Here is a 13,875-nt window from a genome sequence, read left to right as displayed (position 1 = left end):
CCCCAATAGCTGTTGAACCAGTATTCCTGCTGCCATAGTTTGGGGGTGCCGACAGAAGAGGACGATGAGGATTCCGATTCGGCTAAGGCGAGAGGCTGAATGACGAATATGCAGCACGCGAGTACGAGGAGAGTTCGCCAGAGAGACGATTTCACTATACTTGTTCACTCCTTCGGAGAATCTTGGTTTTCCGTTACTAATTGTAAAGTATCCGGCACACCCCTTCATGAAGCGAAAGTAGTGAATATTTTCCTCATTAAGCTTGAAGGTAAACCGGTCTAACGGGCTGGCCGTCGGCCCAAGTACCCGTTCTCCCGTTCGTTATTTACCTAATTTTAAATCGGGATGTATAGGAAAGAGGCAAACGGATCATACTACTTTCAGGCGGTGAACGAGAGAGGTGTGGTTCCGTTGGGCGATCTAACGAGCAATACCAAGGCAGAGGAATGCGTGATCGAATCCTAAGCGAAGCGAGGGGATGTGCCGCAGAGACGTTCCTGTAGTACCTGTACTGCATCGTCCATGTTGGAATACCCGAGATTCAATCAGGTAACAATCGCAGTAGACCAAAACCAGTGTCACCGCCGGGAAGGACTCCGCAAGGAGTCCTTTTCCTGTTGCGAATCATTTGGTCTATTTTGTCATTGATTTGACGGATCACACATACTTATTGTATAGTTTAATTGTTTACTTTTAAAATATTATAGTATGAAATGAATTCATCAAGTCCAAAACATGCAGAGACAAGGAGAAGGTAGAAGTGGAGCATTTAACTCAGCAGCGCAAGCTGACGATCATGGTGGCGATTATAGCCGCGATGTTCTTCGCCGCGATCAACCAGACGATCGTGAGTACGGCGATGCCGCGCATTATCGCGATTCTGGGCGGCATGGATTATTACACATGGGTCATCACGATCTACATGCTGACCTCGACGATTGCTACGGTGCTTGTCGGGAAGCTATCCGATATTTACGGGCGCAAGCCGTTTATATTGGCGGGTATTGTTTTTTTCATTATAGGTGCTTTCTTGAGCGGGTTTGCGCGGGACATCTTCGAGCTGATCACATATCGGGGAGTTCAAGGTGTCGGGGCCGGGATTATTATGTCCTGTGCGTTTACCGCCGTCGGAGATTTGTTCCCGCCGCGTGAGCGCGGCAAATGGACCGGGCTGATGATGGCGGTATTCGGCTTCTCCAGCGTGCTTGGCCCAACTTTGGGCGGCTGGATCGTCGACCATATGAGCTGGAAGTGGGTATTCTGGATTTTCCTGCCGATCGGCTTGATCGCTTTCGTATTGATCATGGCTCTGTTTCCTAAGGTGGAGCGCCGGGCGTCGGAGAAGATCGACTATGCCGGGTCGCTGTTCCTGACCTTGACCATCGTGCCGATGCTGCTCGGCTTCTCCTGGGCAGGAACCAAGTATGCCTGGGGCTCCCAGCAAATTCTCGGGCTGTTCGCAGCGACGCTTATCTTCTTGGCAATCTTCATCTGGGTCGAGTCGAGAGCGAAGAGTCCAGTACTGCCGTTATCGTTATTCCGCAACAGCATCATTACGATCTCCAATGTCATCGGGTTCCTGATGAACGCTGGGATGATGGGGGCGCTGATCTACCTGTCGTTCTTCGTGCAAGGGGTATTAGGAATTGCTCCGACGTATTCCGGTTATGTGACGATGCCGATGTCCCTCAGTATGGTCGTGGTCAGTGCGGTCACGGGGAGACTGATTACGAAAACAGGTAAATACAAGCGTTACGCCCTGATCGGGATGCCGGTCATGGTGCTGAGTATGATCATGATGGCTTACATGAACAGCGTGTGGATGGCTGTCCTGAGCATGCTGATCTTCGGCTTCGGTCTCGGACTTGGGATGCCGGTATTCTCGCTGACCGTGCAGAATGCCGCCGAACCATCCGAGCTCGGTGTAGCGACGGCTTCCTCCCAGCTGTTCCGTAACTTGGGCGGTACAATTGGTATTGCTGTGATGGGGACGATTATGACCTCCCAGCTGACCAGCAACCTGAAGGCGACTATCGCTTCAGGAGGGGGCGTGGATATATCCAAGCTGGATCCGGCGGTTGCTTCCAAGCTCGCAGCCTTCCAGAATCCGGAGATGCTGCTCGATCAGCCGAGGCTGGCGGAGCTGCAGCATACCTTGCCGGAGCAGATTCAGCCGATTCTCGCCAAAATGATCGACATGCTGCGCGATGCGCTGAGCGCCTCGCTGACCACCGTATTTCTCGCGGGAGCGGCGCTGCTCGTCATCGCGATGCTGCTGACCTTCTTCCTGCGCGAGATTCCGCTGCGTACCTCGAATAAGATGAGCGAGCCGCAGGAGAAGAAGGCGGAGGACGGAGACGGCAAGCTTGCGCCGTCGCAGGCATAATCAACCTTTGTAACAGCAAAACCCCCTTTAGGCTGACGCCTAGAGGGGGTTTTGCTGTGATCTGCTTATCTGCAAGACAGCCGGGTCCGTTCAAGCATGCAGCAGTCTCAGTGCATCCCGGACCTGCCCGAGCATAGACAGCGGGTCCTCGCGCAGCCAGTCCTCAGTCAGCAGATAGACCTTCCCGCTGCGCACGGCTTTGAGCTGCTGCCACTGCGGGCTGGCGGAGAGGGCTGCAAATTGCGCTTGCGAATGTGCATCGAGGGAGACGACTACGAACAGATAGTCACCGGCATACCGGGCCAGCTCACTGAGAGGGATATCCCTCTTGAACGGATGTTCCTTCTGGTTCTGCACGGCGGTTACGGCCGGAGGCGCCTGGAAGCCCAGATCCCTGTACAGCACGCCCACATCAAAATACACCTGAAAGGTAGCCGGAAGCCCACGCATCCAGAAGAAGGAGACAGTTTGCTCGGGGGACATATACCGGCTAAGCTGAGCCTTTGTTTCCTCGGTTTCACCTTGGTAGCTGTGTATCCAGGCTTCGGCCGCTGTCTTCTTACCCAATAGATCCGCGATAAGGGTGAATCGTTCGAAAAACGGCATCTTCCACGGAATATCGAGCGTAGGTGCGATCTTGGTGTATTCCGAGAGGTGATAGCCATTGAAGGTGACGATGGCATCAGGCTTCAAGTCGGCAAGCCTGTCCATATAGGGCGTCACGACCGTCTCCGCAATTTCCTCGATGCCCGCCGCATGGCTGCTGAGATATCGGCCACGCAGCAGCTGGGTCGGGGCTCCGACCGGTTTGATCCCCAGCGCGAGCATCTCCCCGAGGAACTGGAGGGAAGTGAGGCGCGTTCTTTCTTTCTGAAGCTGGGCGTACAGCCGCGGCGAGGCGCCGGTCTGCTGCTTGAAGGTCCGGCTGAAGTGGAACGGATCGCGGAAGCCCAGATGGCTGGCGACCGCATGGACCGCATGATCGGATACAGCGAGCAGCTCCTTGGCCCGTTTCATTCGCAAACCGATGAGATAATCGATCGGGCTCTGGCCGGTCAGCTTGCGGAAGATCCGGGAGTAATGCCGGGCCGAGAGCCCCGCCATCTCTGCCAGTTGTCCAAGCGTATAGTCGAGCGTGGAGGATTCCTCCATCTGAGAGATGGATCTCTCCACCGCCTGAATGCTCTGTTGCTCCTTACCCCCGGCTTGCGCTTTCATCAAGATAAGTATCAGTTCCTGGAAAAGGGCGTGGTTGCTGTATTCTTGAAGCTCACGATCAATCTCACGGCTGTCATACAAGGATTGCGCAAGCTGAACCGCCTTGGCGGAGGATGAAATCACCTCTCCGGCCTGAAATCCCGTTGCTCCGGGAGCCCCCGGCGGCGCGGCAGATGGAACCTGAACCGGCACATACCGGATCAGGAAGGCTTGCAGCCAGCCGGCCGAGCGGTTGCTGATGTGCAGGTCCGTATCCGGATCGAACGCCAAGCAGAGACCCGGCTTCAGCGCATAGGACCGGCCGTTCGCCCGGAGTATGCCTTCGCCCTCAGCAACGACAACCAGCGCATGCTGGCTTAACGTCTGCCCGGTCAGGTCGGACAATCCCCCACAGGAGAGAAGAAGCGAGTCTGCCCATATATACACGATTGGAACCATGACGACCTCCGTCAAAACAAACAAGTTCTTCAATCGAAATTGAAGAACTTGTTTGTTTGAATGTACACCTGTATGTGAACCTATGGTTTGCTTAATAGCTGGATAGCATCGGAGAGCTGGGCGTCGAACGACAGGACATCGTAGGTGAACCACAGATCCGCAGCGACGACGTACACTTTATTGTTTTTGACAGCGGGCAGATTGTTCCAGAGCCTGCTGGATTCGACTTCTTTGAGAAACTCAGGATCATTGTCGAAGCGGACGACGAACAACCGGTCTGCCGATGCAAATTCCGGCAGCTTCTCCAATGAAATGTTCATCCCGAGCTCATTACCGCCCTTATCCCATTCTTTCTTGACGACGTCCGTCATCGGGAACTTCAGCGTCTCGAATAAAGTATAGCCTACATTGCCATTGCCGTAAACCCTGAGCTGGCCTTTCTTGAAGCCGCCGATGACGACCGCACCGAACGTTTCACCCGGCTTGACGAAGGAAGCGAGCTTCTGTCTGGCTTCTTCGCCCTTCTTGTTGTATTCCTGAATCCATTGCTCGGCCTGCTCTTTCTGGCCCAGAACTTCCGCGACGTCCCGCAGCTGCTTGAACGGCTCGCTGCCTTCCCACTTGACGGCGACCGTAGGCGCGATCTTGTTTAATTTCTCGATATCCTCTAACTTGCCTTCAGGCACAATGATCAAGTCCGGCTTCAGTTCCAGCATTTTCTCCAGATTCGGATTGTTGGAGGCGCCGATATCTTCGATGCCTTGAATCTTATCCCGCACCGAAGCAAAGTTTTTAAGCAGATGGGTGGAGGCGCCGATCGGCCTGATTCCGGCGGCCAGCATTTGCGGTAAATATTGGGTCGTCATCACGCGCTTGGGGTGGGTAGGAATGGATACTTCCCGGCCGAGTGTGTCTTTATACAGACGAGTCGCTGCTTCTTCTTTGGCTGCAGGAGCGGCAGGAGGAGCCGTGGAGGCGGAAGGCTGCGCGGACGGAGCCGCGGGCTGGGTACCGCTGCAGGCGGATAGAAGTGTCATCAGTGTAACAAGAGCAACGGGCATACAATGTCTAAGACGTAAACGAAACATTAACAAAATCCCCTTTTATTCATTAATGATAATCATTATCAATCATTATAGGGAATCGATGCATGGAATTCCATATCGAATATGGACTTGTCGGAAAGCCAGAAGTCCATTTATTCAGCATGAGGCTTTCCAAATGCAAATATACCTTTGTTTGTCTTTGTTTTTGATATATACACAGAAAAACAAACGTGTTAAACTACAAACAAATATAAACAAAATAATCCAAACACAAAACGGAGGTTTACCATGATTCGAAACTTATGGGAAAACGATAAAGCCTCAGCACTTCATGGCGGATTGGATGAACTGGTGTACCGTTCCAACCTGATCGGTTCCGATCGCAGAGTTTGCAACTGGGGTGGAGGCAATACGTCGACCAAGACGACGGTGCAGGATTTCCGGGGGCGCGATGTAGAAGTGATGTACGTCAAGGGAAGCGGGTCGGATCTGGCGACGATGAAGGCCTCCAACTTCACCGGGCTTCGTCTGGAAGATATCCGCCCTCTATTCGAACGTCCAGAGATGTCCGATGAGGACATGGTCGGCTACCTGGCTCATTGCATGATCGATGCCAAGCATCCGCGTGCGTCCATCGAAACCTTGCTGCATGCGTTCCTGCCATTCAAGCATGTGGACCATACGCATCCCGACGCGATCATCAGCCTGTGCTGCGCGGATAACGGCCGGGAGCTGGCCAAGGACATATTCGGCGACCGCTTCGTGTGGGTGCCCTATGTTCGTCCGGGATTTACGCTGTCGAAGATGATCGCCGAAGGCGTCCTGGCCAATCCGCAAGCCGAGCTGGTGCTGATGGAGAAGCACGGGCTGGTCACGTGGGGCGAGACCTCGGAGGCCTGCTATGCACAGACGATCGCTATCATTAAGGAAGCGGAGGCATATATCGAAGCGCGGGTGAATGAAGCGAAGCTGTTCGGCGGCGCGAAGTACGCCTCGTTGTCTCTAGACGTCCGCCGCAGCGTGGCGGCGGACGTGATGCCTGTGATTCGCGGAGCGGTCAGCGACGCCAAGAAAATGCTCTTGTCCTTCGACGACGCAGACGATGTGCTGGCCTTCGTGAACGGCCAGGACTCGCCGGAGCTGTCCCAGATCGGGGCCGCCTGCCCAGACCATCTGGTGCATACGAAGGTCGTGCCGCTGTTCATCGACTGGGAGCCGAACGCCGAGGATATCGGCGGGCTGAAGGCCAAGCTGAAGGCAGGCATCGCCGCATACAAGGAGCAGTACCGGGCTTACTTCGACCGCAATAAGCAGGATGGTGACGTCATGTTCGAAGCTGCACCACGCGTGATTCTGATCCCCGGCGTGGGGATGGTCAATACGGGCAAGAGCTGGGCGATGTCTCAGGTCAGCGGCGCTCTGTACCATCGCGCAATCGCGGTGATGCGCGGTGCGACGGCGCTCGGCCGGTTCGTCTCGCTTAGCGAGAACGAGTCTTATCATGTAGAGTACTGGCCGCTTGAGCTCTACAAGCTGTCGCTGGCTCCGGCTGAGACTGAGTTCTCCCGCAAGATTGCGTTCATCACCGGCGGTGCTGGGGGCATCGGCAGCGAAACAGCCCGCCGTCTCGTCTCCGAAGGCGCGCATGTCGTCCTGGCCGACCTCAATCTGGAGGGCGCGCAGAAGGTGGCGGATGAGCTGAATGCCAAATTCGGCGACAACCGTGCGATTGCCGTTAAAATGGATGTAACGAGCGAAGAGGCTGTGATTGCCGCCTATGCGGAGACGGCTGTCGCCTACGGCGGGGTAGACATTATCGTCAACAACGCCGGACTTGCGACCTCCAGCCCATTCGACGAGACGAGTCTGAAGGAATGGAATCTGAACCTGAACGTGCTCGGCACGGGCTACTTCCTTGTCGCCCGTGAGGCGTTCAAGGTGATGAAGGAGCAGTCCACCGGCGGCAGCATGGTATTTATCGGCTCCAAGAATTCCGTGTACGCGGGGAAGAACGCGTCTGCCTACAGCGCGGCCAAGGCACTGGAGGCCCATCTGGCCCGCTGCATCGCTGCCGAAGGCGGGGAATTCGGCATCCGCGTGAACACGGTGCTGCCGGATGCGATCCTGCAGGGCTCGGCGATCTGGAATTCCAACTGGCGCAATGAGCGTGCAGCCGCCTATGGCATCGAGCCGGATCAATTGGAGGAATACTACCGCAAGCGTACGACCCTGCTCGTGAATATCTTCCCGCGCGATATCGCCGAAGGCGTCGCCTTCTTCGCTTCTTCCCGTTCGGAGAAAACGACGGGCTGCATGCTGACGATCGATGGCGGAGTACCGGCGGCATTTACCCGCTAACCAGGAGGAATCGAAGATGGCGCTACATGAAGCCAAGGGTGCAACCTACTGGGTGATCCCGGATGCTTATATTCCTGAGAAAAGCTCCGGCGGGCTGACCAGTCATGAATCGGTTTGTGTGCTGAACACGTCCTCCGAGGACGCGCAGCTATTATTCACGATTTTCTTCGAAGACAGGGAACCTGTAGAGGATATCCCTTACCTCGTCGAAGCCCGCCGTACGAAGCATATACGCACGTCCACCTTGCTCCAGGAGGGGATGCCACCTCCGGCTGGCGTTCCTTACGCGATCGAGGTGAAGAGCCAGATCCCGGTGATCGTGCAGTACAGCCGACTGGATGCGACCCAGGCTGAGAATGCGCTGATGTCGGTCATGGCTTATCCGGTCCGTTAAACCTATATTGTGGAGGGAATCCGATATGTCTTCTACTATCGAAAGAAGTTATAACGAAGCCAAGGAGCTGTATGCCCGTCATGGCATCGACGTCGACCAGGCGCTCGAGCAGCTCGCGCAGATCAAGATTTCCATGCACTGCTGGCAGGGGGACGATGTGCGCGGCTTTCTGTTCCGCGATCAGGATCTGACCGGCGGCATCTCTGTCACGGGCAACTACCCGGGGGCTGCCAGGACGCCTGATGAGCTGCGTAGCGATCTGGAGAGAGCGCTCTCTTTGATTCCCGGCAAGCATAAGGTCAACCTGCATGCGATTTATGCGGATACGGACGAGAAGGTGGATCTCGATGAGCTGAAGCCCTGGCATTTCGAGAAATGGGTGCAGTGGGCCAAGGAGCAGGGGCTCGGCCTCGATTTCAACCCGACGCTGTTCTCCCATGAGAAGTCCAGCGACGGCTTCACGCTGAGTCACCCGAATGCAGATATCCGCCAATTCTGGATCGACCACTGCAAGGCGTCGCGCCGCATCAGTGCTTACTTCGGGGAGCAGCTCGGCCAGGCCTGCGTGACCAATGTGTGGATTCCGGACGGCTTCAAGGATGTGCCGGTGGACCGGCTGTCCCCGCGCAGACGGCTCAAGGAGTCTCTGGATGAAATCTTCGCAGAGGAGCTGAACCCGGCTTATCACCTGGATGCGGTGGAAAGCAAGCTGTTCGGCCTCGGCTCAGAAGCGTATGTGGTCGGTTCCCACGAGTTCTACATGGGCTATGGCCTGCAGAATAACAAGCTGATCTGTCTGGATGCGGGACATTTCCATCCGACAGAGGTCATCTCCAATAAGCTGTCGAGTCTGTCCCTGTTTGCCGAGGGTATCCTGCTGCATGTCAGCCGCCCGATGCGCTGGGATAGCGACCATGTAGTCGTGCTCGACGACGAGCTGCTGGAGATCGGCCGGGAGCTGGTACGGGGTGACTTGCTGGCTAAGACACATATCGGCCTCGACTTCTTCGATGCGAGCATCAACCGTGTAGCGGCCTGGGTGATCGGTACGCGCAACACGATCAAGGCGCTGCTGCGCGCGCTGCTGGAGCCGATAGAGGTGCTGAAGCAGGCCGAGCTGAGCGGCGATTATACGACCCGGCTCGCGTTGACGGAGGAGTTCAAGTCCTACCCGTTCGGAGCGGTATGGGACTATTACTGCGAGAAGCAGGGCGTGCCGGTGCGCGAGCAGTGGCTGGCCGAGGTGAAGGCCTACGAGCAAGATGTTCTGCTGAAGCGCGGGGGGTGAGGGCTTGAGTACGATTCTGGCCTATGATCTGGGCGCGAGCAGCGGGAGAGCGCTGCTCGGCCGTCTCACCGACCGTTCGATCGTCACGGAGGAGCTGCACCGCTTCCCGAATGATCCCGTGCAGGTGGGTGACCGGCTGCAATGGGATATCCTTCGCTTGTATCATGAGATCAAGCAGGGCTTGATCAAGACGAAGCATCGCGGCATCGAGCTGCAAAGCCTCGGGATCGATTCGTGGGCCGTCGACTTCGGCCTGCTCGCTGCCAATGGAGAGCTGCTCGCCAATCCGTATCATTACCGGGACCGGCATACGGAGGGCGTGATGGAGCGGGTATTCGCCGAAGAAATCGGCCGGGAGGAGCTGTTCGCCCGCACGGGTATTCAGTTTCTGCCGTTCAATACGGCGTTCCAGCTTGCGGCCATGAAACGCGCCGGTTCTCCGCTGCTGCGCGAAGCAGACCGATTCCTGATGATTCCCGATCTGCTGCGCTACTTCCTGACCGGCGAGAAGCTGAGCGAGTTCTCGAACGCGACGACGACACAGCTGTACAATCCGCTGCAGGGCGCCTGGGATGCGGAGCTGCTCGCCAGGCTGGGTCTCCCGGCGGCCTGGTTCGGTCAGGTCGTTCAGCCAGGCACAGCTGCAGGCTCCCTGCTCCGCTCGGTGAGCGGGGAGCTCGGCGTAGACGCGATCCCGGTGATCGCCGTGGCCGAGCATGATACCGGCTCTGCGGTAGCCGCCGTGCCGACCCGGGAGCGCTCGTTCGCTTACCTGAGCTGCGGCACCTGGTCGCTGATGGGAACCGAAGTGGATGTGCCGGTGCTCGGCGAGCGGGCGCTCGCTTATAACTTTACCAATGAAGGTGGCGTGGGCGGGACCTTCCGTCTGCTTAAAAACATCATGGGCTTATGGATTGTACAGGAGCTGAAGCGGGAGTGGGAACGCCAAGGACTGGACTACTCGTTCCCCCAGCTGGTCCGGCTGGCGGATCAAGCGCCGGCCTTCTCCGCCTGGATCGATCCCGACGATCCGCTATTCCTCGCGGCTGGGGATATGCGTGTACGGGTTCGCGACTCCTGCAGCCGGACCGGGCAGAAGCCCCCGGAACAGCCGGGCGAGGTTGTCCGTTGTGTTTTGGAGAGTCTGGCGTTAAAATACCGTTATGTCCTGGAGCTGACGGAGAGCTTGTCCGGGCGGCAGTTCGGCGGTCTGCATATGGTCGGAGGCGGGATTCAGAACGAGCTGCTGTGCCAGTGGTCGGCGAATGCGATCGGCAAGCCGGTCTGGGCAGGCCCGGCCGAGGGCAGCGCCATCGGCAATCTGGCCGTCCAGTGGATCGCGCAGGGCGTGTTCGCGGATATTTGGGAAGCGCGCCGTACGATCCGCGACTCGTTCCCGGTACGGACGTATGAGCCTCAGAACAGCACCGCATGGGCGGAAGCGTATGACCGGTTCAAGACGCTGACAGGGCTTGGCTGAGTCAGGAAGCTATAGGAAAAAGCCAGCTACAAGGCTGATATATATAAGGATAGATCGCAGAGTAAGTTGAAGAATTTATGAATCTGCAAGGTAACGATGGGAGAGGGAGCGCATGCTGGTAGCGGAAAGATACGAGCTTATTGTCCAACTGGTTAACGAACGGGGCAGCATCCGTGTCTCCGAGCTGAGCGAGCTGTGCGGCGTGACCGAGGAGACGATCCGTCGGGATCTGGATCGCCTGGAATCGGCAGGACGGCTGCGCCGTTCGCATGGCGGAGCGGTCAGTGTCAAGGAGACGCAGGCGCAGGCGGAAATTCCGTATTTCGAGCGGGAGATCCTCAACGCGGAAGAGAAGCGGCGGATCGCGCAGGAAGCGATCCGCTGGATTCAGCCGTATGACCGCGTCCTGCTGGATGCCAGCACGACGGCTTGGTACATGGCTTCGTATCTCCCCGATATCCCGCTGACGGTGCTTACGAATTCCGTGAAGGTAGTCAGCGAGCTCAGTGGCAAGGAGAAGATCGAGGTCATCTCCACGGGCGGCCGTCTGGCGAAGCGCTCGCTGTCCTTCGTAGGCCCGCTGGCCGAACGGTCGATGGATGCTTATCATGTCGACAAGCTGTTCCTGTCCTGCAAGGGCATTCATCTGGAGCGCGGCATCAGTGAATCCAATGAGCAGCAGGCGCTTGTGAAGCAGCGGATGATCGGCATCGCCGAGCAGGTATTTCTGCTGGCAGATGCCAGCAAGTTCGGCGTCCGGGCGTTCACCCATGTGGCCGAGCTTGACGTGGCCTCTGCGATCATCACCGACCGTGGCGTCGGCGAGCAGACGGTCGCTCAGCTTCAGGAACGTGGCATTCGCGTTTCCATCGTATAATTACAGGTTGCCCTTGTCATAGAGGACCAGGCCGTTTTTTTTCGCGGACCTGGTCTTTTGCCGTTGTCAAGCAGCCTTCCGATTCACTCGATGGACTGGCGGCTGCCCCATTCGTCGTATGATCATTCAAGCTGAGCGGTTCTGTGGCTTGCATGGAAGTGGAACTGTTTGTAAGATAAGAATAATGTCGAAGCCAGACCCATTACAGGAGGTACATCTTATGTCCGCATCATCTCAGCGCAAGCTCATCTATATCGGTTCCTATGCCGAAGCAACAGACCCCGGTGTCTATGTATGCGAGCTCGACGAAACCACAGGAGAGCTGACTCTGCTGCATCAGGCATCCGGGTTGAAGAATCCGACGTTTCTGAATGTCGATACAGCCGCCGGCAGACTCTACGCCATCGCCGAAGGCGTGGACGAGACCGGGCGCAGAAGAGGCGAAGCCATCTCCTTCTCTATCGATACGGCGCAAGGTCAGCTTGCAGAGATTAGCCGTGCGTTCACTTCCCCGGATCCTACCTGCCATATTCAACGCCAAGAGGAAGTCGGTTACCTGGTGCAGGTCAGCTACCACGGCGGTCATGTGGTACTGGTCGATGTGACGGAAGGCGGCCGGATCGGCGAGGTGCTCGATCTGAGCCAACATACCGGACATAGCGTGAACCCGGAGCGTCAGGACAGACCGCATCCGCATTCGGCTTTCTTTAGCCCGGATAACCGGTTTCTGTTCGTGCCTGATCTGGGGCTTGATCTGATCCGTGCGTACACGGTTGATCCGCAGCAGCGCAAGCTGCGTGTTCATGGAGATGCTCCGGTGCATCCGGGAGCAGGACCGCGCCATCTGGTATTCCGCCCGGATGGACATTTTGCCTACGTGATCAATGAGCTGGATTCCACGATCGTGGCCTTCCGGTACGATGCTGAAGCAGGACAGCTGCACACGATTCAGCAGGTGTCAACGCTGCCTCAGGACTTTACAGGAGAGAACGGCTGCGCTGAAATTACGATTTCCGAGGACGGTCGCTTTGTCTATGGGTCCAATCGCGGTCATGATAGCATCGTGGTGTTCGAGGCTGACCCGGAGACCGGTCTTCTCTCTCTGGTGGAGCATGTTTCGACACAGGGGGGGCATCCTCGCCACTTCGCCCTGACGCCAGGAGGCGGCTTCCTGATCGTGGCGAACCGCGACACGGATAATATCGTCACCTATTACATCAATAAGGAAACAGGCCGATTGACGGCGACGGGCCGGACACTTTCACTGTCCAAGCCCGTTTGCGTAAAGCCTGGGTATTCCTCTGCATTCCGTCAGTAACCCGCCCAGGTGTTGACGACTACTGATTCCGGAAGGGGACAAGCACGATGAGTGAAAGGAATCCGAAATCCTGCTGCGCCGCCGGCCGTGGTGAGCTGTCCGCTGGTTCAGGGCACCTACAGGAACGTGCAGCCGCTCCAGCCATTAAGGCTGGGGATCGTGCAGCCGGGCTGCGAGCCGGTCTTGAGCATTCGATGATTACACTTCCCGGTGGGGAGTATCTGATGGGGACGCAGGCTTCGGATGGCTTCCCGGATGACGGGGAGGGCCCGGTCCGCAAGGTAACGGTGGACGCCTTCCGTATCTCTGCGCATGCGGTGACAAATGGACAGTTTCAGTCCTTCGTCCAAGCTACCGGATATATCACCGAAGCGGAGCGATTCGGCTGGACCTATGTCTTCCATCTGTTCGTACCGGAGGAGCGGCGGGCGGATGTAGCGGGCTCTTCTCGTGAAGCGCCGTGGTGGCTCGGAGTCCGCGGAGCCTACTGGGCCAAGCCGGAGGGAGAAGGCTCGACGATCGGGGAGCGTCTGGATCATCCTGTAGTCCATATCTCCTGGCATGATGCGTCCGCCTATTGTCAGTGGGCGGGAGGCAGATTGCCGACCGAAGCCGAGTGGGAGTACGCCGCCAGAGGTGGACTGGAGCAGCGAACCTACCCTTGGGGGGATGTGCTCAAGCAGGACGGTCGCCACCGGTGTAACATCTGGCAGGGAAAATTCCCCGCTGTGAATCATGCCGAGGACGGCTATGCGGGTACCGCTCCGGTCGATGCTTATGAGCCCAACGGATACGGACTTTACAATGTGGCAGGCAACGTATGGGAATGGTGTGCAGACTGGTTCGACCGTGACTACCATCGGCGCTCTTCGCAGACCAATCCTCAAGGGGCGGCAGGAAGCGGCTTGCGCTCGCTGCGGGGCGGGTCCTATCTCTGCCATCGCTCTTACTGCAACCGATACAGAGTGGCTGCACGCAGCAAAAATACGCCGGATAGCAGCTCCGGCAACACGGGTTTTCGGCTGGCGATGGATATTTAGGCTTTTACGGACAAATCACCGCAACCTTTTCC

Annotated in this window: 9 protein-coding genes and 1 pseudogene; 8 read left to right on the top strand and 2 right to left on the bottom strand. The window is 57.1% G+C overall.

Features of this window, described 5'->3' with window-relative positions:
* Positions 1-760: 760 nt before the first annotated feature.
* Positions 761-2,386: an MDR family MFS transporter gene (locus WMW72_RS01195; protein WP_341413577.1), complete on the top strand. Its 1,626-nt coding sequence runs from the start codon at positions 761-763 to the stop codon at positions 2,384-2,386.
* A gap of 90 nt (positions 2,387-2,476) precedes the next feature.
* On the opposite strand, the gene WMW72_RS01190 is transcribed toward WMW72_RS01195, so the two are convergent.
* Positions 2,477-4,066, bottom strand: coding sequence for a helix-turn-helix domain-containing protein (locus tag WMW72_RS01190; RefSeq protein WP_341413576.1), 1,590 nt, complete (start codon positions 4,064-4,066; stop codon positions 2,477-2,479).
* A gap of 56 nt (positions 4,067-4,122) precedes the next feature.
* Positions 4,123-5,103: an ABC transporter substrate-binding protein gene (locus WMW72_RS01185; RefSeq protein ID WP_341413575.1), complete on the bottom strand. Its 981-nt coding sequence runs from the start codon at positions 5,101-5,103 to the stop codon at positions 4,123-4,125.
* Between the two features lie 270 nt (positions 5,104-5,373).
* Here WMW72_RS01185 and WMW72_RS01180 point away from each other — a divergent pair.
* From WMW72_RS01180 to WMW72_RS01150, 7 genes and pseudogenes are all read left to right on the top strand, one after another.
* Positions 5,374-7,446: pseudogene (locus tag WMW72_RS01180) on the top strand (bifunctional aldolase/short-chain dehydrogenase); the annotation flags it as partial.
* A gap of 16 nt (positions 7,447-7,462) precedes the next feature.
* Positions 7,463-7,840 (top strand): sensory rhodopsin transducer, encoded by a 378-nt coding sequence (locus tag WMW72_RS01175; protein ID WP_341413574.1) that lies wholly within the window; start codon positions 7,463-7,465, stop codon positions 7,838-7,840.
* A 25-nt stretch (positions 7,841-7,865) separates the two neighbouring features.
* The gene (rhaA, locus tag WMW72_RS01170; RefSeq protein WP_341413573.1) at positions 7,866-9,128 is read left to right on the top strand and encodes an L-rhamnose isomerase; all 1,263 of its coding nucleotides are present in this window, start codon (positions 7,866-7,868) and stop codon (positions 9,126-9,128) included.
* A 4-nt stretch (positions 9,129-9,132) separates the two neighbouring features.
* Positions 9,133-10,608, top strand: coding sequence for a rhamnulokinase (locus tag WMW72_RS01165; RefSeq protein ID WP_341413572.1), 1,476 nt, complete (start codon positions 9,133-9,135; stop codon positions 10,606-10,608).
* Between the two features lie 112 nt (positions 10,609-10,720).
* Entirely contained in the window at positions 10,721-11,485 is a 765-nt protein-coding gene (locus tag WMW72_RS01160) for a DeoR/GlpR family DNA-binding transcription regulator (RefSeq protein WP_341413571.1), read from the top strand.
* A 220-nt stretch (positions 11,486-11,705) separates the two neighbouring features.
* Positions 11,706-12,803: a lactonase family protein gene (locus WMW72_RS01155; protein ID WP_341413570.1), complete on the top strand. Its 1,098-nt coding sequence runs from the start codon at positions 11,706-11,708 to the stop codon at positions 12,801-12,803.
* 47 nt (positions 12,804-12,850) lie between these two features.
* Positions 12,851-13,843 carry a formylglycine-generating enzyme family protein gene (locus WMW72_RS01150; protein WP_341413569.1) on the top strand — a complete coding sequence of 331 codons (993 nt, stop codon included), beginning with the start codon at positions 12,851-12,853 and terminating at the stop codon, positions 13,841-13,843.
* The last annotated feature ends 32 nt before the right edge of the window (positions 13,844-13,875 follow it).

This window comes from Paenibacillus filicis, assembly GCF_038070315.1.
Lineage (GTDB): Bacteria > Bacillota > Bacilli > Paenibacillales > NBRC-103111 > Paenibacillus_G > Paenibacillus_G filicis.
This window is presented reverse-complemented; position numbering and strand designations above follow the sequence as displayed.

Excerpts from the sequence above, each read along its gene's own strand:
- WMW72_RS01155 (WP_341413570.1), top strand. The coding sequence starts at position 11,706 with ATGTCCGCATCATCTCAGCGCAAGCTCATCTATATCGGTTCCTATGCC.
- rhaA (WP_341413573.1), top strand. The coding sequence starts at position 7,866 with ATGTCTTCTACTATCGAAAGAAGTTATAACGAAGCCAAGGAGCTGTAT.
- WMW72_RS01150 (WP_341413569.1), top strand. The coding sequence starts at position 12,851 with ATGAGTGAAAGGAATCCGAAATCCTGCTGCGCCGCCGGCCGTGGTGAG.
- WMW72_RS01185 (WP_341413575.1), bottom strand. The coding sequence starts at position 5,103 with ATGCCCGTTGCTCTTGTTACACTGATGACACTTCTATCCGCCTGCAGC.
- WMW72_RS01160 (WP_341413571.1), top strand. The coding sequence starts at position 10,721 with ATGCTGGTAGCGGAAAGATACGAGCTTATTGTCCAACTGGTTAACGAA.
- WMW72_RS01175 (WP_341413574.1), top strand. The coding sequence starts at position 7,463 with ATGGCGCTACATGAAGCCAAGGGTGCAACCTACTGGGTGATCCCGGAT.